Annotated in this window: 25 protein-coding genes; 16 read left to right on the top strand and 9 right to left on the bottom strand. The window is 71.3% G+C overall.

The window, feature by feature from the left end; translation table 11 throughout:
- Window positions 1-32: 32 nt before the first annotated feature.
- Window positions 33-791, top strand: a complete 759-nt coding sequence (locus ABZ842_RS22750; RefSeq protein ID WP_361539407.1) for a TetR/AcrR family transcriptional regulator C-terminal domain-containing protein — start codon at window positions 33-35, stop codon at window positions 789-791.
- Window positions 792-850: 59 nt separating this feature from the next.
- On the opposite strand, the gene ABZ842_RS22745 is transcribed toward ABZ842_RS22750, so the two are convergent.
- From ABZ842_RS22745 to ABZ842_RS22735, 3 genes are all read right to left on the bottom strand, one after another.
- Window positions 851-2602, bottom strand: coding sequence for a TlrC/CarA/OleB/SrmB family ABC-F type ribosomal protection protein (locus ABZ842_RS22745; RefSeq protein ID WP_361539404.1), 1752 nt, complete (start codon window positions 2600-2602; stop codon window positions 851-853).
- A gap of 295 nt (window positions 2603-2897) precedes the next feature.
- Complete coding sequence (locus ABZ842_RS22740; RefSeq protein ID WP_361539401.1) at window positions 2898-3458, bottom strand: RICIN domain-containing protein; 561 nt, start codon at window positions 3456-3458, stop codon at window positions 2898-2900.
- 252 nt (window positions 3459-3710) lie between these two features.
- A complete protein-coding gene (locus ABZ842_RS22735; protein ID WP_361539398.1) occupies window positions 3711-4994 on the bottom strand; it encodes an adenylosuccinate synthase in 1284 nt (427 codons plus the stop codon).
- A 164-nt stretch (window positions 4995-5158) separates the two neighbouring features.
- Here ABZ842_RS22735 and ABZ842_RS22730 point away from each other — a divergent pair, with 164 nt between their 5' ends.
- From ABZ842_RS22730 to ABZ842_RS22715, 4 genes are all read left to right on the top strand, one after another.
- The gene (locus tag ABZ842_RS22730; protein WP_361539395.1) at window positions 5159-6094 is read left to right on the top strand and encodes a diacylglycerol kinase; all 936 of its coding nucleotides are present in this window, start codon (window positions 5159-5161) and stop codon (window positions 6092-6094) included.
- 67 nt (window positions 6095-6161) lie between these two features.
- A complete protein-coding gene (locus tag ABZ842_RS22725) occupies window positions 6162-6470 on the top strand; it encodes a hypothetical protein (RefSeq protein WP_361539392.1) in 309 nt (102 codons plus the stop codon).
- Window positions 6471-6557: 87 nt separating this feature from the next.
- Window positions 6558-6923 carry a hypothetical protein gene (locus tag ABZ842_RS22720; protein WP_361539389.1) on the top strand — a complete coding sequence of 122 codons (366 nt, stop codon included), beginning with the start codon at window positions 6558-6560 and terminating at the stop codon, window positions 6921-6923.
- Window positions 6920-7582 (top strand): nucleotidyl transferase AbiEii/AbiGii toxin family protein, encoded by a 663-nt coding sequence (locus tag ABZ842_RS22715; RefSeq protein WP_361539386.1) that lies wholly within the window; start codon window positions 6920-6922, stop codon window positions 7580-7582. Before ABZ842_RS22720 ends, ABZ842_RS22715 begins: the two co-directional genes overlap by 4 nt.
- 160 nt (window positions 7583-7742) lie before the next feature.
- On the opposite strand, the gene ABZ842_RS22710 is transcribed toward ABZ842_RS22715, so the two are convergent.
- Window positions 7743-8399: an isochorismatase family protein gene (locus ABZ842_RS22710; RefSeq protein ID WP_361539383.1), complete on the bottom strand. Its 657-nt coding sequence runs from the start codon at window positions 8397-8399 to the stop codon at window positions 7743-7745.
- A 131-nt stretch (window positions 8400-8530) separates the two neighbouring features.
- Window positions 8531-9016 carry a MarR family winged helix-turn-helix transcriptional regulator gene (locus ABZ842_RS22705; RefSeq protein WP_361539380.1) on the bottom strand — a complete coding sequence of 162 codons (486 nt, stop codon included), beginning with the start codon at window positions 9014-9016 and terminating at the stop codon, window positions 8531-8533.
- Window positions 9017-9249: 233 nt separating this feature from the next.
- On the opposite strand from ABZ842_RS22705, the gene ABZ842_RS22700 reads away from it, so the two are divergent.
- From ABZ842_RS22700 to ABZ842_RS22685, 4 genes are all read left to right on the top strand, one after another.
- Complete coding sequence (locus tag ABZ842_RS22700; protein WP_361539377.1) at window positions 9250-10128, top strand: hypothetical protein; 879 nt, start codon at window positions 9250-9252, stop codon at window positions 10126-10128.
- 51 nt (window positions 10129-10179) lie between these two features.
- Window positions 10180-10869 (top strand): helix-turn-helix domain-containing protein, encoded by a 690-nt coding sequence (locus ABZ842_RS22695; RefSeq protein WP_361539374.1) that lies wholly within the window; start codon window positions 10180-10182, stop codon window positions 10867-10869.
- A complete protein-coding gene (locus ABZ842_RS22690; protein WP_361539371.1) occupies window positions 10866-12203 on the top strand; it encodes an MFS transporter in 1338 nt (445 codons plus the stop codon). Before ABZ842_RS22695 ends, ABZ842_RS22690 begins: the two co-directional genes overlap by 4 nt.
- A gap of 95 nt (window positions 12204-12298) precedes the next feature.
- On the top strand, window positions 12299-13093 hold the full coding sequence (locus ABZ842_RS22685; protein WP_361539369.1) for an SAM-dependent methyltransferase: 795 nt from the start codon (window positions 12299-12301) through the stop codon (window positions 13091-13093).
- A 192-nt stretch (window positions 13094-13285) separates the two neighbouring features.
- On the opposite strand, the gene ABZ842_RS22680 is transcribed toward ABZ842_RS22685, so the two are convergent.
- From ABZ842_RS22680 to ABZ842_RS22670, 3 genes are all read right to left on the bottom strand, one after another.
- Complete coding sequence (locus ABZ842_RS22680; RefSeq protein WP_361539366.1) at window positions 13286-13585, bottom strand: hypothetical protein; 300 nt, start codon at window positions 13583-13585, stop codon at window positions 13286-13288.
- A 127-nt stretch (window positions 13586-13712) separates the two neighbouring features.
- Window positions 13713-14027 carry a hypothetical protein gene (locus ABZ842_RS22675; protein ID WP_361539363.1) on the bottom strand — a complete coding sequence of 105 codons (315 nt, stop codon included), beginning with the start codon at window positions 14025-14027 and terminating at the stop codon, window positions 13713-13715.
- 123 nt (window positions 14028-14150) lie between these two features.
- Entirely contained in the window at window positions 14151-14420 is a 270-nt protein-coding gene (locus tag ABZ842_RS22670; protein ID WP_361539360.1) for a hypothetical protein, read from the bottom strand.
- A gap of 521 nt (window positions 14421-14941) precedes the next feature.
- Here ABZ842_RS22670 and ABZ842_RS22665 point away from each other — a divergent pair.
- From ABZ842_RS22665 to ABZ842_RS22655, 3 genes are all read left to right on the top strand, one after another.
- Window positions 14942-15697 (top strand): helix-turn-helix domain-containing protein, encoded by a 756-nt coding sequence (locus ABZ842_RS22665; RefSeq protein WP_361539357.1) that lies wholly within the window; start codon window positions 14942-14944, stop codon window positions 15695-15697.
- A gap of 1 nt (window position 15698) precedes the next feature.
- Complete coding sequence (locus tag ABZ842_RS22660) at window positions 15699-16031, top strand: DUF296 domain-containing protein (protein ID WP_361539354.1); 333 nt, start codon at window positions 15699-15701, stop codon at window positions 16029-16031.
- Between the two features lie 226 nt (window positions 16032-16257).
- The gene (locus tag ABZ842_RS22655; protein ID WP_361539351.1) at window positions 16258-16749 is read left to right on the top strand and encodes a hypothetical protein; all 492 of its coding nucleotides are present in this window, start codon (window positions 16258-16260) and stop codon (window positions 16747-16749) included.
- A 20-nt stretch (window positions 16750-16769) separates the two neighbouring features.
- Here ABZ842_RS22655 and ABZ842_RS22650 read toward each other — a convergent pair whose 3' ends face one another.
- Window positions 16770-17048 (bottom strand): hypothetical protein, encoded by a 279-nt coding sequence (locus tag ABZ842_RS22650; protein ID WP_361539348.1) that lies wholly within the window; start codon window positions 17046-17048, stop codon window positions 16770-16772.
- A 309-nt stretch (window positions 17049-17357) separates the two neighbouring features.
- Here ABZ842_RS22650 and ABZ842_RS22645 point away from each other — a divergent pair, with 309 nt between their 5' ends.
- From ABZ842_RS22645 to ABZ842_RS22630, 4 genes are all read left to right on the top strand, one after another.
- Window positions 17358-18695: a histidine kinase gene (locus tag ABZ842_RS22645; protein ID WP_361539345.1), complete on the top strand. Its 1338-nt coding sequence runs from the start codon at window positions 17358-17360 to the stop codon at window positions 18693-18695.
- Window positions 18692-19360 (top strand): response regulator transcription factor, encoded by a 669-nt coding sequence (locus tag ABZ842_RS22640; RefSeq protein WP_361539342.1) that lies wholly within the window; start codon window positions 18692-18694, stop codon window positions 19358-19360. The genes ABZ842_RS22645 and ABZ842_RS22640 overlap by 4 nt, the downstream gene beginning before the upstream one ends.
- Before the next feature lie 174 nt (window positions 19361-19534).
- Window positions 19535-20740, top strand: coding sequence for a cytochrome P450 (locus tag ABZ842_RS22635; RefSeq protein ID WP_361539339.1), 1206 nt, complete (start codon window positions 19535-19537; stop codon window positions 20738-20740).
- Between the two features lie 172 nt (window positions 20741-20912).
- Window positions 20913-21965, top strand: coding sequence for a DUF1648 domain-containing protein (locus ABZ842_RS22630; RefSeq protein WP_361539336.1), 1053 nt, complete (start codon window positions 20913-20915; stop codon window positions 21963-21965).
- Window position 21966: the final 1 nt, after the last annotated feature.

Genomic DNA, 21966 nt, shown 5'->3' with positions numbered 1-21966 from the left:
AGGATTAATCCAGTGTCGATAGACTGCGACGCGTGGTGGAGAAGGCGAAGGACGACGCGAACAACAACCAGGCCACGGGCGAGGAGAGGGGCAAGGGCAGGGGCAGGGACGGGGCGCCCGGCGCGGTGTGGTTCCGCGAACCGCAGCGCCGCCGCAGGTCCCCCGGGCTGAGCCGCGAGCGGATCGTGGCGACGGCCGTCGACCGGCTCGACCGCGAGGGCGTCGACGGACTGAGCCTGCGCAAGATCGCCGGTGATCTCGACGCCCACGCCACCAGCCTGTACTGGCACGTCCCGACCAAGGGCGACGTGCTGGACCTCGCGCTCGACGAGGTGTTCGCCGAGATCTCCCTCCCCGCCGACCACCGCGCCCGGGACTGGCGGGACGTCGTCCTCGTCTACATGCGGGAGCTACGGGCGATGCTGCTGCGCCACCCGTGGGCCGCGTCGCTCGCCGGCACCCGACCGCTGGCCGGACCGCACGCGCTGGAGCGCTCCGAAGCGGTGTACGCCGCGCTCACCCGGGCCGGTTTCACCGGGCCCACGCTCGCCGCGACCGCCGCCGCGGTGTCGAACCTCGTCATCGCCACCGCCGCCACCCAGGCGGCCTGGGCGGAGCGCTCCGAAGTCGGCAGCCGCGACGCACTGCGCGGACTCGTCACCGATCGGCAGGAGCTGTACCCGACGCTGGCCGCGCACCTGGAGGACTTCCTCGGCGACTGGGACACGCAGTTCGAGATCGCGGCACAAACCCTCGTCCAGGGCCTCGCCGCCCAGCGCACGGAGCAGTAGCCGTAGGCCGTACGGGCGGAGCCCCGACCAGGGCCCCGCCCGTACGCGTACGTTCCGTCTCAGCCCGCCGCCGGCACCTGCGCCCGGCCGGTGATCCGACCCGCGGCCAACTCCACGTGCGTCCCGGCGAACCGGGCCCGCACGCGCCGGTCGTGCGTGACGACCACGACCGAGCCCGGGTAGTCCACCAGCGCCTCCTCCACCTCCTCCACCAGCGCCGGCGAGAGGTGGTTCGTCGGCTCGTCCAACAGCAGCAGGTCCACCGGGTCGCTGACCAGCCGGGCCAGCTCGATCCGGCGCTGCTGCCCGTACGACAGCTCGCCCACCCGCAGCCGTAGGTCCGCCGGCGCGAACAGGCCCAGCGACAGCAACTCGTCGACGTGCTCGTCCGGACGGCCCGGCCGACCGTGCGCGAACGCCTGCGGCACCGTCAGCCCCGGCGGCCAAGCCGTCGCCTCCTGCCGCAGGTGACCGACCCGGCCGCGGGTGCGCACCGTCCCGCCGTCCGGGTGCAGTTCGCCCGCGAGCACCCGCAACAGCGTCGTCTTGCCCGCGCCGTTGGGCCCGGTGACCAGCAGCCGCTCGCCGCGGACGATCCGCAGCTCAGGCACGTGCAGCCGGTCCCCGACCCGTACGTCGACGAGTTCGACCGCCGGCTGCGGCGCGTCCCCCTCGACCTCGGTCGCGGTGGCGATGCGGCCGGCGAACACCAGCGGGTCGGGCGGCGGCGCGACGGGGTTCTCCGTCAGCCGCGCGACGCGCTCCTTCGCGTTGCGGATGCGGCCCATCGTGCCGTGCCCGCGATCCCGGCGGCGGAAGGCGCCGTGCCCGAAGGCGGCCAACTGCAGCTTCCGCGGGATGGCGTCGAGCCGGAGCGCGTTGGCGGCGACCAGCCGTCTGCTGCGGGCGAGTTCCGCGCTCCACCGCTCGTACTCCAGGAGCCGGCGCCGGCGTTCGGCCGCCTTCGCGGCGAGGTAGCCGTCGTAGCCGTCGCCGTAGCGCGTCACCCGCCCCTCGCCGACCTCCAGGATCGTGGTGGTGACCCGCTCCAGGAACACCCGGTCGTGGGTGACCGCGAGGACGGTCCCGCGGTGCGCCCGCAGATGCGCCTCCAGCCAGCCGACGGCCTGGTCGTCCAGGTCGTTGGTGGGCTCGTCCAGCAACAGCAGCTCGGGCTGCGCGGCCAAGGTGGCGGCCAGCGCGAGCCGGGAGCGCTCGCCGCCGGACAGCGTGCCCAGCGCCCTGGTGCGCGCCAGGTCCGGCAGCCCGAGCCCGTGCAGCGCGATGTCGACGCGGGCGTCCGCCCGGTAGCCGCCGCGGGCCTCGAAGCGGGCGACGAGCCCGGCGTACGCGTCCAACGCGGCGGCCAGCTCCGCCCCGTCGAGGTCGCTCAGCTCGGCCTCGGCGCACCGCATCCGCGCGGCCAGCTCCCGCAGGTCGGCGAGGGCGAGGTCGACGGCGTCCTGGACGCTGGCCTCGGGTGGCAGCGCCAGCGCCTGGGCGAGGTGGCCGACGCCGCCGGGCGCGACGACGGTCACTTCGCCGTTGTCGGCCCGGTCCACGCCGGCGATCAGCCGGAGCAGGGTGGACTTGCCGGCGCCGTTGTCGCCGATGATGCCGACCTTCTCGCCCGGTTTGACGGCGAAGGAGACGCCGTCCAGGACGACGTGGGCGTCATAGCGACGGGTGACGTCGTGCAGGGAAAGCTGCGCGGGAAACGCAGGAACAGCAGAAGTCGCGGGAACGACAGAAGTTGCAGGAATCGCAGGAATCGCAGGAATCGCAGGAATCGCAGGAATCGCAGAAAGCATGGAGCAGTCCCCCTGTTCTCGGCCGGCCGGTGGGAACGGGCAGATGGACGCATCCGCGCACGCCGGAGGGCGAGTTCGACGCAAGAGCGCTACGAACTCAGCAGGTCAGAAAGTGGTGGCGGACGGCACGGATGAGAACGCGCGACGACGGAGTCGAACTCGACGCGGTCGCGCGGGGACTGTCACAGGGAACCCATGTGCAGCACCGTATGGGAGGGCGCCCGCGCCCGCCACCCCTTTTCCTCACGGGCGGCGGGCGCGGGAACCCGGTGGAGCACCGGGGTCAGACCTCAGGTCAGACGCTCTCCCAGACCGGCAGCCAGACGTCGTTGGCGGCGCCGTTGGCGGTGCAGGTGTACTGGATCAGGTTGCGGCCCTGACCCACGCCGCCCTGGACGTTCAGGCACTTGCCGCTGGAGCGGGCCACGATCTGGTAGCCCGTGCCCTTGACGACGAACTTCCACTGCTCGTTCGCCGCGTTGCCGCAGGTCCACTGGATGATCGGGGCACCGTCCTCGTTGCCGCCGCCCCGGACGTTCAGACACAGGCCGCTGTTCAGCGACTTGAAGCGGTAGTAGCCGCCGCCCGCGGCCTCCGGCTCCCACAGCTGGTTCGCCCCGCGGTGCAGCGCCCACTGGATGACCTCGGCGCCGTTCGCGGTCGAGGCGCCCTTGACGTCGGCCGCCTGGCCGGGGTCGCTCGCCAGTCGCAGGGTCACCTTCTGGACGCTGACCGCGGCGGCCTTCTGCTCGCCGAGCGGTACCGGGGCCTTCGCGGTCGCGGTGCCCGGCAGCCCCAGGGCCAGGGCCGCGCCGACCGCGGTCAGCACCGCGGCCGTCTTCAGGACAGGACGCATGGGATGTACTCCTATCACTCACGCACTCACGGAAAGAGCGCGGGTCGCAACCATGCGTAACCATCAAGTGCCGTGCGTAGGCGGGAATTCGAGCGGACGGCGCAACGGCCGGACGGCCCAAAAAGGCGTCCGGGCCGGGGGTCGGTTCAGACCCCCGGCCCGGATAAACGGTTCAGCAGAGCCGTACCCGCTCGGCCGTACGGCGGACACCCACTCGGCCCAGGGCGACGTCCGCCGCCCCGGGCACGAGGGTCAGAGGAACGAGTTGATCTCGATCGTCTCGGTGCGGCCGGGGCCGACGCCGATGGCCGAGATCGGCGCCCCGGACATCTCCTCCAGCGCCTTCACGTACCCCTGCGCGTTCTTCGGCAGGTCCGCGAAGGTCTTCGCCTTCGTGATGTCCTCGGACCAGCCCGGCAGCATCTCGTAGATCGGCTGAGCATGGTGGAAGTCGGTCTGCGAGTACGGCAGCTCCTCGACCCGCTTCCCGTCGATCTCGTACGCCACGCAGACCGGGATCTGCTCCCAGCCGGTCAGCACGTCGAGCTTGGTGAGGAAGAAGTCGGTGAGGCCGTTGACCCGGGTCGCGTACCGCGCGATCACCGCGTCGAACCAGCCGCAGCGCCGGTCGCGACCGGTGGTCACGCCCCGCTCGCCGCCGATGCGCCGCAGCGCCTCGCCGTCCTCGTCGAACAGCTCCGTCGGGAACGGGCCGGCGCCGACGCGGGTCGTGTACGCCTTCAGGATGCCGATGACCCGGCTGATCTTGGTGGGTCCGACGCCCGCACCCGTGCACGCGCCGCCGGCCGTCGGGTTCGACGAGGTCACGAAGGGGTACGTGCCGTGGTCCACGTCGAGCAGCGTGCCCTGGCCGCCCTCGAAGAGGACGACCTTGCCGGCGTCGATGGCGTCGTTCAGGACGAGGGTGGTGTCCGCAACGTACGGCTTGATCTGGTCCGCGTACTGGAGCAGCTCGTCGACGATCCGGCCGGTCTCGATCGCGCGCCGGTTGAAGACCTTGGCGAGCAGCTGGTTCTTGGACTCCAGCGCCGCCTCGACCTTCTGGGTGAGGATGGACTCGTCGTACAGGTCCTGGACCCGGACGCCGACGCGGTTGATCTTGTCCGCGTAGGTCGGGCCGATGCCGCGACCCGTCGTCCCGATCTTCCGCTTTCCGAGGAACCGTTCCGTCACCTTGTCGAGCGTGACGTTGTACGGGGTGATGAGGTGGGCGTTTCCGCTGATCAGCAGCTTGGAAGTGTCGACGCCCCGGTCATTGAGCCCGCTCAGCTCGGAGAGGAGGACGGCGGGGTCGACGACCACGCCGTTGCCGATGACCGGGGTGCACCCCGGCGAGAGGATCCCGGAGGGGAGGAGGTGCAGTGCGTACTTCTGGTCGCCCACGACGACCGTGTGGCCGGCATTGTTGCCGCCCTGGTAACGCACCACGTAGTCAACGGAACCACCGAGCAGGTCGGTGGCCTTTCCCTTGCCCTCGTCACCCCACTGAGCACCGAGCAGCACAAGTGCGGGCACAGGCGTACACCCCTTCCGGGCGGGGCATGTCCAAGGTCAGGGGGATCAGTGCGTCCCTTGTTGTTCCTGGATCCATTGGACCGGTTGCCCCGGAATAGACGAAGCCCCTGGCGCAATAGCGCAAGGGGCTCTTGCACAAAGATGCTACCCGAGGAAGGACCGAGGTGTCGGCTCACGACCAGCTGCTGGTGGTCATCGACCCGGTCGCCCGCCGAATCGACGGCGAGTCCGTGCGGATCGCGAAGGACGTCCTGTGCGGTGGCTCGGCGGCGAAGATCAGCCTGCCGGAGAGCCCCGAGGAATTCGCCCGGGCCCTGGCGCGCAGGGGCCCGCGGCGGCCCGTCATCGTCGGCGACGACCGGGCGCTGCTGCGGGCGGTGTCCCTGCTGCACCGGGACCGCTGGCTGGGTGACGGCGCGCTCGGCCACGTCCCGGTGGGCTCCGGCGTCAGCCTCGCCCACGCCCTGGGCGTCCCGCCCGGCCCGGTCGCGGCGGCGCGGGCGGTGCTGGACGGGGGCGTGCGCCGGCTCGACCTGCTGGTGGACGAGAGCGACGGCGTGGTCGTCGGGGACGTGACGATCCCGGCATCGGCGGGCCTGCGGGCATCGGCCGCGGCCGGCTCCGACGGGTGCCCGGACGCCGCGCCGCCCGCGGCCGAGCCGCCGGCGCGCGACACCGTCGCGCTGGGCACGCCCCCCGCGGTGCCGGTCGCGACGGCCACGACGGGCGACGCCCTGCGCCACGCGTACCGCACCCTCCTGCGCGGCCTGGTCCGCACCCCCGCCCGCCCCCAGTCCGCGGCGCCCCGCCCGCACCGCCTGCGGGTGGAGGCCGACGGCGCCCTGCTGTGCGACCTCGACCAGGAGGTCGACGCGGTCACGCTCCGCACGCTCCACCCGTGCGGCCCGGACCGCACGCAGGCCCGCGCGCAGGTGACGGTCCACCCCGCCGCCCCCGGCCCCCCGCTCACCGCCACGGCCACCACGGTCACGGTCTCCGGCCCCGACTTCCGCTACCGCGCCGACACCCAGGTCACGGGCCCGGTCCGGACGCGGACGTGGGTGTTGCGGGCGGGGGCGTGGGGGTTGACGCTGCCGTGAGGGGCGGGGCGTGCGCGATGGCTGACATCGGGAGGGCGCCGGGGACCCGCGACGTAGGCTCGTTCCCATGGATGTGCTCTTACCGTTGCTGGTCTCGCTCGGGTGCCTCGGAGCGGCCTTGTTCCTGGCGGATCGACTCCTCCTGGCGATGGAGGCCCGGGGCTGGATCTACTGGCGCAAGACCAAGGGCGTGTCGTCCATCGGCGCCGACTTCCTCCAGGCCGGCGACCCGACGGCCCAGGCCGTCAGACGCGCCATGGAACAAGAACGCGTACGCAAGAACGTCCGCCCGGCCGAAGACCCGCCCTTCCGGGTGGACCTGGACGCCGGCACGGTGCGGATTCGCCGTACGGGAGGCGACGAGCGGGGGCAGTAGGCGATCTTTTGCCACCCCCTCCTCCCGAGCGTGCGCACCCCAGCGGCCGGGTGTGCTCGGCTGCGAGGGCGAGCCATAATGACGTGCATGGCCCCGGCATCCCCCGCTGCACCGACGCCGACCGCAGCCGAGATCCTGAGCGCGCGGTACCGTTCACGGCTCCCCGCATCCCTCGAAGAACTCGCCGGCCCCGAGCGAGGCGCCGTCGCCCTCCCCCTGCACGTGGCCTGGTCCGGGCTGCGCACCTACGACCTCGACCGGCCGCGCTCCCGGATGAGCCTGTACCGAACCGTTCTCGCCGAGGGGCAACACGACGACCTCGTCGCCTTCCTCAACGCGGACCTGCTGACCTCGCAGTGGCCCTTTCTGCGCACCCTCGTCAGTCGGAACGTCCGGGACGTCTGGGAGGACGCCTTCCCCACGCTCCGACCGGCCACCACGTCCGCCGCGTGAACCTCAGCGGCCTCCACCGCCGGCTCCTCGCCGACGTCCTCGCCGTCGGAGCCCCCTATCCGCTGGTCATCACCGGCGGCTACGCCGTCCAGGCCCACCGCCTCGTCGACCGCCTCAGCCAGGATCTCGACCTCGCCACCCAGAACCCGGCGCCCATGGCCGACATCGTCGAGGCCCTCCGCAGCGGGCTCCAAGACCTCGGCTGGAACGTGCGGGAGATCGGGACCGACCCGCTGTCCGGACGGCTGATCATCACCGACCCGAACAGTGGCGAGCAGTGCGAGGTCGACGTCCTCAAAGAGGCGTTCTGGGCCCCGCCCGCCACCACCGAGCACGGCCTCGTCCTCGCCCTCGAAGACGTCGTCGGCACCAAAGTCCGCGCCCTCGCCGACCGTGGCGCTGTTCGCGATCTCATCGACGTCCACGCCGCCTCCCGGCACTACACCACCACCGACCTCGAACGCCTCGGCCGCCGCCACGCTCGCGTTGAGTTCGACCTCCAGGACCTACACGACCGGCTCGTCGGTGCGGACTGGTACGAGGACGACGAGTTCACCGCCTACGACCTCACCGACGGCCAGACCGCCGCCCTGCGTGCGTGGGCCGTGGCCTGGGCCACGGAGCTCAGCATCCGCCTCCACGACGAACTCCACGACTGAGGTCGGTGGGCAAGGGAAAGCCCGGATCCCGCTCTCGTCGTCGAGCCGAGGAAACCGACCGCGTGGCCCGCGGAGTGCCGCGCAGCACTCCGCGGGGGCGGGCACTGTGGCCCGCCCCCGCGTCGGGGCTGCGGCTGCTTCGGGGCAGCGACTCAGCGGGTCAGCCGTTGTTGCCGCTCGCCGAGGCGTGGCTGGCGCTGACCGTGCCGTAGAACGGCATCGCGAGGTTGCTGAAGATGTCCGCGGTGCCGGGGCCGCCGGGGTTCTTCCAGTCGCGCAGCAGCTCGGATATCACGCCGACGGTGCTGTTGAGCGTCGCGCCGGCGTTCTGGAGGCGCAGCAGGGAGGTCTCGCGGGCGAGCTTGTTCGTGGTGCCCGACGCGTCGGTGACGGCGTGGACCTCGAAGCCGCGGCCGAGTGCGGAGAGGGAGGCGAACATCAGGCAAACGTCGGTGATGACGCCCGCGATGACCAGGTTGGGCCGGTCCATCGCACGGACGGCGGCGTCGAACGCCGGGTCGTCGAAGGCGTCGACCTCACCGCTGCGGTGGATGATCGGGGCGCCCGCGGGCAGCTCGCCGACGAGCTCCGGGAGGAGCGGTCCGTTCGGCCCCTGGGGAGCGGAGGTGGTGGCCACGATCGGCAGGCCGAAGACCTTGGCGGTACGGGCCAGGGCCTGCGCGTTGCGGCGGACCTCGTTCTGGTCGTGGTCCTGCACGCCGAGGATCAGCCCGGCCTGGTGGTCGACCAGCAGGATCCCGGTGTTCTCGGGGGTGAGGCGGTTGGCGATGTAGCTGTTGCTGCGGTTGCTGCTCATGTTCCTGTGTCCCTTGGAAGGGGCCGCGGTGACGGCCGTCTCAGGTGCGCATTTTGTTGCGTGCGCATTCATCTAAACGGCCCTAGGTGGGGTCTCATTCCAGCCAAGCCGGGAATGAGGTGTGAGCTACGTCACCGGTCGCGTGACTGCGGAGTGTCGCACTGCTCGTCGACGGCCTCCGGGGCGAGCCGCCCGAGGACCGCGCCCAGGCCCACCAGGTCGTCGTCCGAGAGGTGGGAGGTGAAGGTCCGCTCGACCACCTCCGCGTTGGTCCGTACGGCTTCCCTGAGCAGGGTCCGCCCCTCGTCGGTGAGCCGGACGAGCGCGCCGCGCTGGTCCTCCGCGACCGGGGTGCGGGTCACCAGCCCGCGCCTGGCCAGCCGGTCGCACATCCGGCTGACGGCGCTCTGCGTCAGCACCGTGCGCTCGCCGAGGACCTTCAGCCGTACGCCGTCCAGGGGGATGTTCACGAGCGTGTCGAACTCGCTCACCGACAGCCGGTGCCGCTCGTCGAGCGCCCGCCCGATCTCCGCCAGCACCCGCTGGTGGACCTCCATGTACGACCGCCACACCCCGACCTTGAACGCCCGGGACATGACCGGCTTGCTTTCCGGCATCTGCTCTCTCCTCGCACGGTTGAACGACACCATTCTCAGCCACGGAGCGCGCTGCAGGGCCGGCTGGCGTGAGGAGCCGCAAGCCTGGCAGCAGCTGTCGGCGTGCTGCGCGGCGCGGCGCGACGACAGGGGGTCACGGGGTGCGACACAGAGCCAGGCGATCTCTGGACGCTGGAGCCTCGGAGCCGCCGAAACAGTTGGCCGAAAGCTTCCCGCCCGGTCATCCTGCCCCCATGGGAGAGAGAGCCAACGTCATCGTGGTCCGTGAGAACGGCACGCATGAGCTGTACCGGACCGGCTGGGCGGTCGGGATCGACCTCGACCTGCTGGAAGGGCCGACGCCGGTGCTCGCCATGCTTCCCGGCCTCCGCCAGGACGGCTGGTGGTTGGACGACACCATGGCCCAGGGTGGAATCCTGCTCGACCTCGGCCGGAAAGTGCTTCTGTTCTTCGCCTGGGAGGGGCCCAGCACCGAGCTCCGCCACCGCTCGGCCGTGTTCGAGCTGATCCGAGCCGCGTGGCCGGGCTGGGAGGTCCGCTGGTTGTACGACGGCTCGGCGGAACTGCGCGAGTACGTCGGGCTCGACCCGGAGTACGTCCGCTGCCGCGATTCGGCCCTTTCTTTGGCCCCGTTCCTCGCCCCCGGCGACGAGGACTTGGCCGGGCCCGACCCTGGCGGTGTGGTGGTCACCGTCAGCACCGCTGGCACCGCCGGCACCGGCCGCTGCCACGTCGCCTCTGACGCCTTCGACCACCCGGTCCGCGAGGGCGCCGCCCTGCTCGACCGCCTGGCGGACGCCCCCGAGCACGGACGCTGCCACCTGCACGTCAACGCCGGCATCCATCTCGACCCGGAGCGCCGCCGGCTGGGCTGGTGGTCCCTCTACTCATCGCCGCAGGCGTACCAGGTACCGGAGCTGTGGCCGGGCTGGACGGTCGAGTTCTGGCAGGACGCGTGGGAACGGCACGCCAGGGCCAGCGACCACTTCTCTCCAGCGGCGTTCGACGCCACGGAGGAGGCCAGAGCCGCGGTGCTCACCGAGGCCGGGGAACGCCGGGCTCTCCGCGCCCGCAACCACGCCCAGCCGCCACACCTCCCTACCCCCAAATAAATTTTGCAAAATTCCTTTGGGAAACTCTCCGGGCCGCCATAGCCTCCTGTCATGCCCGGTGACCAGCAAAGCCAGCAGGAGCGGCAAGAACGGCAAGAGCAGCAGGACGGACAGGAGCAGCAGGAGCAGGAACGGCAGGGCCAGGAACGCGTGCTCGACCCCGAGCAGGACGCCGCCGCCCTCAAGGCCCTCACCCACCCCCTCCGCATCCGCCTCCTCGGCTACCTCCGGCAGGACGGCCCCGCGACCGCCAGTGAGCTCGCCGCCAGGACCGGGGAGTCGTCCGCGTCGACCAGTTACCACCTGCGGGTGCTCGCGAAGTACGCGTTCGTCGCCGAGGCCGAGCACCGCGACGGGCGGGAGCGCCGCTGGCGGGCGGTGCACTCCGTGACCTCCTGGAGCAACAAGGCCATGGAAGCCACGCCGGGGAGCCGCGCGTACGTCACCGTGACGCGCAGGGTCCAGGTCGAGCACCTGGAAGCCTCCCTCGTACAGCACGAGGTCGACATGGCGGACGGACGGCTCGACCGGGCGTGGGTGGAGCCGTCCGGGATCAGCGACCTGATGCCCCGTCTGACCCCCGAGTCCCTCACCGAACTCTGGGACGTGATCGACCGGACCCTGAACGAGTTGACGGCCCGCGACGCGCAGGACCCGCGCGCCGCGCAGGTCATGTTCCTCGCGGCGGGGTTGCCGCTGGCCCCCCGAGCACCCGGAGCAGAGGCCGAGGACGCGTCGTGACGCTGGACGTACGGACCGCCCGCCGCCGTTACGTCACCGTCAGCGCCCTGTTCTGGCTCCCCCTCGGGCTGAGCATCGCTCCCCTCGTCCTGCTGTTCACCGAACGCGGCATGGCCATGGCGGCCATCGCGGGCTTCTTCGCCGCCCACTCCCTCACCACCGCCGCGCTCGAACTCCCCACCGGAGGGCTCTCCGACGTCCTCGGCCGCCGCGTCGTCCTCGCCGCCGCCGGCCTGCTGAACCTCGCCGCCCTCACCCTCCTCGGCCTGGCCGACACCCCCGTGCTCCTCGGCCTCGGCATGGCCCTGATGGGCGCCGCCCGCGCCCTGTCCAGCGGGCCCGCGGAAGCCTGGTACGTCGACACCGTCCACGCCCACGCCGGCCCCGACGCCGAACTCCGCACCGGCCTGGCCCGCGGTGCCACCGCAACGGACGCCGCCCTCGCCGCCGGCACCCTCATCGGCGGCGCCCTGCCCTGGCTGCTCGGCCCCGGCCCCGGCCCCGACCTCGGGGCGCGGCTGACCGAGACGACGTCCGGGCTGGTCGTACCGCTCTCCGTACCGCTGCTGCTCGGCGCGGCGATCGAGATCGCCTTCGTGTCGTACGCCCTGACCGCGCTCCCGGAACCGCCCCGCCCGCCCGCCACCCTGCGCGGCGTCCTTCGCGACGTCCCGACCACCGTCACGGCCGGGCTGCGCCTGGGTGGCCGCGACGCCCTCGTCCGCCGCGTCCTCCTCAGCGCCGCCGCCGCGGGCAGCGCCCTCGCCACGATCGAACTCCTCACCCCCGGCCGCGCCGCCGACCTCACCGGCGCATCGGAGTCCGGCGCGGTCCTCTTCGCCGTCCTCGCCTGCGCCGGCTTCGTCTGCGCTGCCGTCGGCGCCCACCTCGCACCACTGACGGCCCGGCTGGCGGGCAGCGGCGAACGCGCGGTCGTGGCGAGCCTCGGCACCAGCGCGACCGGCCTGCTCCTCCTCGCCGTGACGACGGCGTTCCCGGGCCCGCCCTCCCTGGCCCTGGCCCTCGCCGCCACCGGCTACGCCCTGGTCTACCTCGGCCTCGGCGCGGCCGGCCCGAACGAAAACGACCTCCTCCACCGCCGCGTCACGAGCACGGGCCGCGCCACCGCGCTGTCGGTCCAGTCCCTGTCCCTCCAACTGACCGCCGCGCTCACCGGCTTGATCGTCACCACCCTCCCGCCGGGCCCACTTCCGTGGCTGCTGGCGTGCGCCGCGCTGGTGGCCGGGGCGCTGCTGTGGGGGTTGCGGGGCGGGCCCGTGCCCCAGCCGTACGCCGTCTCCGCCGCGGAGGAGCGTGCGGGCGCGCGCGAGTGAACCCTTCAATCCCCGCGATCCCCGCGGGGGCGCACACCGCGTGAATCACACACGCATTCTTGCGTCATAACGCGACCGGCCGAAGGCTAGTCCTCATGCCAAACGACCAGCAGCCACCCGCAATTGACACCTCCGTCGCCCACAGCGCACGCGTCTGGAACTACTGGCTCGGCGGCAAGGACCACTACGCCGCCGACCAAGTCGCCGGTGACGCCTACCGGGAGAAGTTCCCGCTCATCGAGCCGATGGCGCGCGAATCGCGGGACTTCCTGGTCCGGGCCGTGACGTACCTGGCGCGGGACGCCGGCGTACGGCAGTTCCTCGACGTGGGGGCCGGGCTGCCGACCGCCAACAACACCCACCAGGTGGTGCAGCGGATCGCCCCCGAGTCGCGGGTCGTGTACGTGGACCACGACCGGCTCGTCCTCATGCATGTGGAAGCCATGGGCGAGAGCACGTCCGAGGGGTCCATGGACTACGTGCTCACCGACATGCGGGACACGGACGCGGTCGTCGAAGGGGCCTCCAAGACCCTCGACTTCAGCCAGCCCATCGGCCTGGTGATCAATGACGTGCTCGGCCACATCGTGGACTGGGACGACGCCCTGTCCCTCGTACGCCGACTGGTCGACCGGCTGCCGTCGGGCAGCTACCTGTCGCTCAGCCACGCCACCGCGGACAACGAGACCCACCGGCTGGCGCAGGAGGAGTACAACAACAGCGGCGCCATCCCCTACGTCTTCCGCGAGCCCGAGGTGACGCGCGCCTTCTTCGACGGCCTCGAACTCGTCGCCCCCGGCTTCGTCTCCTGGCCCAACTGGCGCCCCGAGCCCACGACCGGCACGCTGACCGTACGGGCCGGCTGGGGCGGGGTGGCCCGCAAGCCATGACGACGCGGAGTACGCATGCGCGTCCGCGCCCCTGGTCCTGGTGAACCAGCACAGCGACTTTGACTTTGACGCCGCGTACGCGGCGGTGTTCCGCCCTGCCAGAGCGCGCCCTTGCCGGCGAAGTGGTGGTCTCCGCACCCGCGGAGATGGTCTGTGCTTGGAGCCGAACACATAGGGATCGACGGCCCCAGTTCAGCGGTGCTGGCCTCCCCCCTTTGAGGGCGGGGGCTGGTAGCGGCCGTGTGTTCGCGACCTGCTGCGGCGACGGAAATGGGCAACCAGGTGCTTGGCGACGGCGGCCGGAACGACGAATCCGGTGATCCATGCCGTGCGCAGTGTGATGTCCGCGAAGGAGGTTGCCGTCTCCCAGCCGTGAGGGAGACCCATGAGAGCGACCGAGGCCATGAGCGACAGGAAGACCGACAGCAGCAGTGCGCCGACCACCCGGCGACCGAGCCCTTCCCACCACGCCCCCGTGGCATCTCGATCCATGCCGCCTCCCTCGCCCCCGTGCGGGCATTGTCGCTCAGACGTACGACGGACAACAGAGAAGTGACAAGCAAGCCGAACGCGCTGGAAGCCCGGCCCTGTTCTGGAGGTGCAGGAATAGGGCCTTCCTCTATACCGGTGGTACGCCGGGTGTGGGTGTCGGTGCGGGTCGTGGTGGGTGTGGGCCGGGGTCGGGTGGCATCTGTGGGGTGGGCTTGCCGTGTTTGCCGGCTTCGAGTCGGCGTTCGGTGAGGAGGTAGATCCCGAGCGGTGGGAAGAGTTCGACGCGTACGGGGTTGCCCTCGGTGGCGCAGGCGTCGCACAAGAGGTCCCGGACGCCGGGTGTGCTGCGGATCGTGGTGACGGGTTGGCGCCAGCACGCCTCGCACGTGGTGACGTCGGTCGGGGTCAGCTTCGCGGCGCTGACGGGGATCAGGATCAACATGCCGTTCTCCTCTGCGTGGGAGGCCCCGGCCCTGTCGCGGGGGATCGGAGATGCAGGGCCGGGGCCGGTTGGACCCGTGTGCCGACGCGATGGCCCCTTGCCCGGCACGTCGGCACACGGAGCTCAAGCGCTGTGCCGCGGCTTACGCCCCGTGTACATCAGCAACGTCTTGACGTACTCCGCCAGAAGCAGCAGCTCCTCATCAATCCGCACACCGGGCTCAACCCCGGCCGCGGCCTTCCGCGCACTCGCGACACAGGCCAGGACATGCTGCCCGTACCAATCGCCGCTGAGACTGCGCCCGTACGCCTCAGCGGGCACGGCCAGCACGGCGATGTGCCGCTGCAGCCGATCCCGGAGCGCTTCAACAGCAGCACTCGGCGGCTGGCTCAAGCACACAGCGCCCGCGAGACGTACGTCCCGGGTCACGTCCACCAAGCTCACACTCACGGTCACCGAACACCCCGCACACAACGCGGGCACGAGCACGGCGGAAACTTCATCGGCTCCGGCACGACGTCATCCGTCGCCCGAACGCTCACCTCCCGCTCCACCGGCCACCGCGTCCCGTCCGCACCCACGCGATACACCCGCATCGTCATCGCAGGCCGCCCTTCGTCGGACTGCTCAACCACTGCCCGCTCGGGCGCTGAGCTGAGTTCGGTACCTGGTGGGAACACCCCCGAAGACCTGCGGCCATTAGTACGATGCATCGCGTCGACTCCATCCAGTCGTCCACACCCCCGAGCCGTCTCACCGGTTGCGGGGGACTTCTTGTAGCGGGTCAGAACTCGATGGGCGGCCACGAAGCAGAATCGGAGCAGGTGGTCGAGTCGAGTCCCGACTGCACACGTACAGGTCTACCTACGCGGAGGACGCCAAGGAGGGGCATGCCGAGGGGCATCATGTGCTCCATGCCGATCGGACAGCTCATCCGTGATCTGCGCGGTGCCAGAGGCTGGACTCAGAACAAGCTGGCTGACCAACTCTCCATTGCTGCCGGTGAACCCAACGGGGCGCCCGGGCGCGACGCAGTCAAACGGTGGGAAGCGGGAAAAGTGATCCCCGGCGATCACTGGCTTCGCCACTTAGCGCACGTCTTCAACGTGCCTATCGAGAACCTGAAGAGCGAAGCTACGCTCGATCACGTGAACCGACGAAACTTCATCGGCCTTTCGGCCCTCGTCGCCGCGCATGGGCACATCGCCTCACAGATGGTGGCGAGCATCGCGGGCCGGGACTCGGGGCCCTTGGCACTGTCCCAGACAACACACGGCACCGACATCGTGATCGCCTCCATGGCCGACAGGGCGTCGGTGTCGCACCTCACGCGGTGGATGCGGGACGCGGGAACATCCGTCCTACGCGTCAATGCCGCAGGCATCCTGGCCAAGCTCCCCAGTCAGGACCACGCAGCGAGAGTCACGGACGTCCTGGCCCATGACGCCGAGGTCCGGCACCTCTACATGACCGCGGTGACGTCAAGGGTGTGCGCGGTCGACTGGACGACGGCCGGGCGTATCGTCACGACCCCCGGCTCCTACGCCTCACAAGCCCCTTTCCTCGCTGGGCGCTTCGCGCAGGAGGCAGTCAACCCAAGGGACGCTGGCGCGCGTTGGTGCTCATCCGTCATGCTGCGGGAACTCTCACCCATGATCGGATGGAGCTGACGTGCTGGTCTTCGAGGTCAGGAACGAAGAACTCATGGAGTCGGTGAACCGGCAGGCGGCGAAGGCCGGTGTGACGGACGCGGCGATCGTGTCGCTCATCGGAGCCGCCGACCGCTTCACGGTCTCCACCATGCCCGAAGGCGACGCGCTCAAGGACGACATCACCAAATACGAGCTACCTGCCGAGATGACGGGCACCGGCGAGATCCGCAACGGCTTCGCCCACATCCACGCGGTCATGGCGGTCCAGGGAGACCGAGCCGTATCCGGCCACCTCCACGAAGCACACATCGGTACGCACTTCGCCCGCGTCTACCTCATCCCCTGCCCCTGACCAGCACCTGACGACACCCACCGGAGCGGTCTCCACACGCGCGGAAGTGGGCCTTGGGCAGCACCCTGCTCGATCAGCTCCACCAGGTGGTCTCCGTACTCCCGTCGTCATCGCTCTGAGTATGAACGCCCCCAGCAGCACCCGTTGATGGCACCGTCAGCGGCCCCGCTCCGCCGACACGACCGGCAGGAGGTCGCGACCTGCTGTCGAACTAAGGAGGAGGACCGTGACGACCATCGCGGTGACCGGCCACATGGACCTGACCGACGACAGCGTCCCCCTCGTCCGCGCAGCGCTGGACGACCTCCTCAGGCAGCACGCCGGCGACGGCCAACTCGTCGGTGTCTCCTGCATCGCGAAGGGCAGCGACTCCCTCTTCGCCGAAGCCGTCCTCGCCGCCGGAGGGCGGCTGACCGTCGTCATCCCCTCGCAGGACTACCGACGGAACAAGGTCAAGCCCGACCACGCAGCCCTCTTCGACCACCTCGTCGAAGCCGCCGACGAAACCCTGACCCTCCCCCACGAAACCGCCAGCCGACAGGCGTACGAGGCCGCCAACACCGTCCTCATCGAACGCGCCGACCGCCTCGTGGCCGTATGGAACGGCCAACCACCCACCGGCAAAGGCGGCGGCACCGCAGACACCGTGCTCGAAGCCCGCGCAGCCGGCATCCCCGTGGACGTCGTGTGGCCCGAAGGCGCCGCGCGGCGCGGGTGAGTTCGCCGGGCAGCCGCCGGTCAGTCCCCGTTCCGCTCCGGCAGGGGCGAGTAGCGCGTGGGGCCCGGGGTGCGGCCCTCGGGTGGGTAGTCGCAGTCGAGGCTGGAGACCTGGTAGTCGTCGCCCTCGTTCTGCTCCTGGTCGACGACCACCGCCGCCGTGCACACGCGACCGTGTTCGTCGGTGAAGGTGACGATCTCGCTGTAGTCCGTCGGCTGGCTGCACCCCGCGAGCAGCAGCGCCGCCGCCGCGGCGGCCACCCCGACGGCGGCCAACCGCATCCCCCGTAACCGTCTCATTCCCCGCCCCTCGTCGAATCCTCTGTCGAACGGCATAAGCGTGCCCCGGAGCGGCGGGATCCATGTACCGATCGACGGTCGGGGGCGAGGGGGTGCCGGGGACGAGGCTGGAGCCGTTCACACAGGCCCCTCCGGAACACGGGAGTCCCGTGCCGCTGCTCGGCGCCGTCACCGTCGCCTCCTACTGCCAACAGCGCGCGTGACCTGCGCTAGGTCGTAAGACGACCCCCGTAGTCCTCAAGACGGACCCCCCAGGATCCATACCTGTGCGGACGCCCCCGCCCCACCACCCCCCGTACCGTTCAACCTGTGACTGAGACGACCCGCAGCCCCGAATACCGCCTTGCCGTCGGGGTCCTCCAGGGCCTCCGGCAGGATCTCTTCCACGACGCCTTCGCCTACCGACCGCTGGCGCCGTTGCGCACCGACGGGCCCCTGATGCGCAAGCTGCCCGAGCGGATACGGGAGCGCGCGCAGTGGGGGCTGCACGGGCTGATCGTCGCGGTGGCCGCGGTGATGTGCCTGTCCGGGTTGACGTTCGTCGGCGGGGACTACGTACGGCTGATGTCGCAGGCCCTGGTGCCCGCGGCGATCACCGCCATGTTGCTGGTGCGGCCCGTGGGGGCCTTCTGGTGTTCGCTGCTGGCCGCGCCGGTGCTGTCGTCGCTCGAATCGTGGGGGCTCTGGCCGTGGACCCCGGCGGCGTTCGCCGCGCATCTGCTGATCATGTTCGTGGTGACGCTGCGGACCCGGCCGCGCACCGCCGTGTGGATGTGGGTGCTCACCGCCTTCACGGGGCTGCTCTCCGACATCTTCATGGCGCGGTACTACGACAGCGTCAACCCCCAGATGCTGCTGTTCTCCGCGCTGGTGCTGCTCGGTGCGACCGTGATCAACGTGCGGCGGGCCGCCGAGCAGGAGGTCCGCGCCGCCGAGCAGGAAGTGCAGGCCGAGCGGACCTCGACCGCCGTCGAGCGGGACAAGCGGACGCTGCTGGAGGAGCGCACCACCATCGCGCGCGAGCTGCACGACGTCGTCGCGCACCACATGTCCGTCGTCGCCATCCAGGCCGAGGCCGCGCCCTACCGGGTGGAGAACCCGCCGGAGGAGTTGGAGAAGGCGTTCGCGACCATCCGGGAGAACGCCGTGGCCGCACTCACCGAGCTGCGGCGCATCCTCGGGGTGGTGCGCGCGGAGGACTACGAGGCGCCCGACGCCCCGCAGCCCGTGCTCGCCGACCTCGAAAACCTGCTCTCCAACGTCCGCGACGCCGGGCTCGACGTGACGAAGACGGTCACGGGCGCGGTCCGGACGCTGCCGCCGGGGGTCGAGCTGTCCGCGTACCGGATCGTCCAGGAGGCGCTGAGCAACGCGCTGCGGCACGCGCCCGGGTCGTCGGCGAAGGTGGAGGTCTCGTACGTGCTCGGCGGGCTCGGGCTGCGGGTGGTCAACACCGCGCCCAGCGGGCTGGTCAAGCCGTCGCCGGGCGCCGGGCACGGCATCACCGGGATGCGGGAGCGGGTGAGCATGCTCAACGGCGAGCTGACCGCCGGGGAGACGGAGGACGGCGGGTACGAGGTGACCGCGTTCGTACCGGTGCCGGCCGCAGAGGGCTCGTACCCGAACGACAAGGAGACCACGGCGTGAGCGAGCGCACCATCCGCGTGATGATCGTCGACGACCAGATGATGGTCCGGGAGGGCTTCTCCGTCCTGCTGAACGCGATGCCGGACATCGAGGTCGTCGGCGAGGCGGTGAACGGCCGCGAGGCCGTCGCCAAGGTCGCCGAGCTGAGCCCGGACGTCGTCCTGATGGACATCCGCATGCCGGAGCTGAACGGCATCGAGGCCACCCGCGAGATCGTCGCCTCGCACGCCGACTCCAAGGTGCTGGTGCTGACCACCTTCGACCTCGACGAGTACGTGTACCAGGCGCTGCGCGCCGGGGCCTCCGGCTTCCTCCTCAAGGACGCGTCCGCGCGGCAGCTCGCGGAGGGCGTACGGGTCGTGGCGGCGGGCGAGGCGCTGCTCGCGCCGACCGTGACGCGTCGGCTGATCACCGAGTTCTCCCGGCTCAGCCAGGCGCCGAAGACGGGGACGCCGGCGCAGGTCGGAGATCTGACGGAGCGCGAGACCGAGGTCCTGGTGCTGATCGCGCAGGGGCTGTCGAACGCGGAGATCGCCGCGCACCTCGTCGTCGCCGAGTCGACGATCAAGACGCACGTGAGCCGGGTCCTGGTGAAGCTGGGGCTGCGCGACCGCACGCAGGCCGCGGTCTTCGCGTACGAGGCACGGCTCGTCACGCCCGCGTGACCCACCTCGTCACGCCCGCGTGACCCACCTCGTCACGCCCGCGTGACCCACCTCGTTCCGCCCGCGGGACGCACCGCGTCGCGCCCTCGTAGCGACCCGGAGCACGGCGTCAAGCACGTCACGCTCCGGTTGCAACCCTGGCCAGACGGGCATTTCGGGGGTTAGCGTCCGGATATGGACGCAACATTCGAGCCGTGGTCACCCGCCTTCGTCGCCGATCCCTACCCGGCGTACGACGCGCTGCGAGCCGCCGGGCGGGTGCACTGGTTCGAGCCGACCCGGCAGTGGCTCGTACCCCACTACGCGGACGTGTCGGCGCTGCTGCGCGACCGCCGCCTGGGGCGGACGTATCTGCACCGCTTCACGCACGAGGAGTTCGGGCGCACTCCCCCGCCGCCGGAGCACGAGCCCTTCCACACCCTCAACGACAACGGCATCCTCGACCTTGAGGCGCCGGACCACACCCGCATCCGGCGGCTGGTGACGAAGGCGTTCACCCCGCGGACCGTCGCCGAGCTGGAGCCCACGGTGCGGCGGCTGGCCGCGGAGCTGGTGGGCGGGCTCGTGGCGCGCGGCGGCGGGGACCTGCTGGCGGACGTCGCCGAACCGCTGCCGGTGGCGGTGATCGCGGAGATGCTGGGCGTACCGGAGCCGGACCGGCACCTGCTGCGGCCGTGGTCCGCGGACATCTGCGGGATGTTCGAGCTGAACCCGTCGCGGGAGACGGCGCAGAAGGCGGTCACGGCGTCGCTGGAGTTCTCCGCGTACCTGCGGGAGCTGATCGCGAAGCGGCGCACCGACCCGGGGGACGACCTGATCTCGGCGCTGATCGCCGCGCACGACGAGGGCGACCGGCTGACCGAGCAGGAGATGGTCTCCACCTGCGTGCTGCTGCTGAACGCGGGGCACGAGGCGACCGTCAACACCACTGCGAACGGCTGGTGGACGCTCTTCCGCCACCCCGAGCAGCTGGCGGCGCTGCGCGCCGACCACTCGCTGCTGCCGACGGCGGTGGAGGAGCTGATGCGCTACGACACCCCGTTGCAGATGTTCGAGCGGTGGGTGCTGGACGACGTCGAGATCGACGGCACGGTCGTGCCGCGCGGCTCGGAGCTGGCGCTGCTGTTCGGCGCGGCGAACCGGGACCCGGCGCGGTTCGAGCAGCCGGACGTACTGGACCTGGGACGGCAGGACAATCCGCACATCACCTTCGGGGCCGGCATCCACTTCTGTCTGGGCGCGCCGCTGGCGCGGATCGAACTGGCGGCGTCGTTCGGGGAGTTGCTGCGCGAGGCGCCGACGATGCGGATGGTCGGGGAGCCGGAGTGGAAGCCGGGGTACGTGATCCGGGGCGTGACGGAGCTGCGCGTGGAGATGTGACGCGGACCAAGTAGGCACGCAACGAGCAGGCATGGAGCAGGCCCCGGGTCCGTACGGACCCGGGGCCTGCTCCTCTTGCAGGGGGCCACGAGTGGGTTATCCTCTAGTTGTTCTAGTCTTATGCAAACAATCACGAACAATGCTGAGCGTTGCTCCGCGAGGAGGAGGCCGCATGGCTCGCCCCGACCACACCTCCCACGTCCCGCCGCCCCACCTTCCGCCGTCAGCCGCGCTGCGCTGGTCCGCCGCGGTCCCCTGCCTGCTGGCCGCCCTGCTGGTGGCCGCGGTGTTCGCCGTGTCGTGGTCGGACCTGCCCGATCCCATGGCCGTGCACTTCGACGCGGGCGGCGGCGCGGACCGCTCGGCGTCCCCGGCGCAGTTGCTGCTCCTCAGCGAGCTGGTCCTGCTCGGCCTCGGCGCGGCACTGGCGCTCGGCGCGGTACGGCGGACGCCCAACGCACGGACGCCCAACGCGCGGACACCCAACGTGCGTACGGTGTACGCCGCGTCCACGGCCACGGCCGTGCTCCTCGGCTACCTCTTCACCGTCGCGGTGCTGGTGAACGCGGACGCCGCCAGCGCGGACGAGGTGCGGCTGCCGCTGTGGCACCTGGCCGTGGCCGCGGGCCTCGCCGCGATCGCCGCCGCCGGGGTGCGCGTGTTGGTGCCCGAGCAGCCGCCAGCCCGTGCCGACCGCGACGACCGTCCGGCGGACAACTCGTCCGTGGGGCTGCGGCACGGCGAGCGTGCCGTGTGGGTGCGGAGCGTCGGCCCGCGCTGGTTGGTCGCCGCCGCGGTCCTGGCCGCTGTCGCCGCCGTGACCGCGGGCGCACTCGGCTGGGTCCCCGGCTTCTGGCTGGCGCCGGTGGCGCTGCTGGTCGCGGTGTTGCCCGGCTCCCGGGTGATCGTCGACGGCACCGGCCTGACCGTACGGCCGCCGGTGCTGCCGGCGCCGCGGATCCACGTACCGCTGGAACGGATCGTCCGCGCGTGGACCGCGGAGGCCCGACCGCTGCCGGACCTCGGGGGCTGGGGGTACCGGATCGCGCCGGGACGGCGCGGGCTGGCGCTGCGGTCCGGGCCCGCGGTGTGGCTGGAACTGGTCGACGGCAAGGAGTTCATCGTGGTCGTGGACGACGCCGCGACCGCGACCGGGCTGCTGACCGACCTGCTGGCCGCAGACACCGGGAACGCACGACGCGACGCACGACGGGACGACCGTTGAC

Origin of the sequence: Streptomyces sp. NPDC047315 (assembly GCF_040643215.1) — a bacterium.
GTDB lineage: Bacteria > Actinomycetota > Actinomycetes > Streptomycetales > Streptomycetaceae > Streptomyces.
The sequence above is the reverse complement of the archived record's forward strand: the minus strand, read 5'-3'. Positions and strand labels throughout refer to the sequence as shown.

Coding starts and splice junctions, on each gene's coding strand:
- ABZ842_RS22745 (WP_361539404.1), bottom strand. CDS start 2,602: ATGCTTTCTGCGATTCCTGCGATTCCTGCGATTCCTGCGATTCCTGCG.
- ABZ842_RS22740 (WP_361539401.1), bottom strand. CDS start 3,458: ATGCGTCCTGTCCTGAAGACGGCCGCGGTGCTGACCGCGGTCGGCGCG.
- ABZ842_RS22725 (WP_361539392.1), top strand. CDS start 6,162: ATGGATGTGCTCTTACCGTTGCTGGTCTCGCTCGGGTGCCTCGGAGCG.
- ABZ842_RS22720 (WP_361539389.1), top strand. CDS start 6,558: ATGGCCCCGGCATCCCCCGCTGCACCGACGCCGACCGCAGCCGAGATC.
- ABZ842_RS22710 (WP_361539383.1), bottom strand. CDS start 8,399: ATGAGCAGCAACCGCAGCAACAGCTACATCGCCAACCGCCTCACCCCC.
- ABZ842_RS22705 (WP_361539380.1), bottom strand. CDS start 9,016: ATGCCGGAAAGCAAGCCGGTCATGTCCCGGGCGTTCAAGGTCGGGGTG.
- ABZ842_RS22700 (WP_361539377.1), top strand. CDS start 9,250: ATGGGAGAGAGAGCCAACGTCATCGTGGTCCGTGAGAACGGCACGCAT.
- ABZ842_RS22695 (WP_361539374.1), top strand. CDS start 10,180: ATGCCCGGTGACCAGCAAAGCCAGCAGGAGCGGCAAGAACGGCAAGAG.
- ABZ842_RS22685 (WP_361539369.1), top strand. CDS start 12,299: ATGCCAAACGACCAGCAGCCACCCGCAATTGACACCTCCGTCGCCCAC.
- ABZ842_RS22680 (WP_361539366.1), bottom strand. CDS start 13,585: ATGGATCGAGATGCCACGGGGGCGTGGTGGGAAGGGCTCGGTCGCCGG.
- ABZ842_RS22675 (WP_361539363.1), bottom strand. CDS start 14,027: ATGTTGATCCTGATCCCCGTCAGCGCCGCGAAGCTGACCCCGACCGAC.
- ABZ842_RS22665 (WP_361539357.1), top strand. CDS start 14,942: ATGCCGATCGGACAGCTCATCCGTGATCTGCGCGGTGCCAGAGGCTGG.
- ABZ842_RS22650 (WP_361539348.1), bottom strand. CDS start 17,048: ATGAGACGGTTACGGGGGATGCGGTTGGCCGCCGTCGGGGTGGCCGCC.
- ABZ842_RS22635 (WP_361539339.1), top strand. CDS start 19,535: ATGGACGCAACATTCGAGCCGTGGTCACCCGCCTTCGTCGCCGATCCC.
- ABZ842_RS22630 (WP_361539336.1), top strand. CDS start 20,913: ATGGCTCGCCCCGACCACACCTCCCACGTCCCGCCGCCCCACCTTCCG.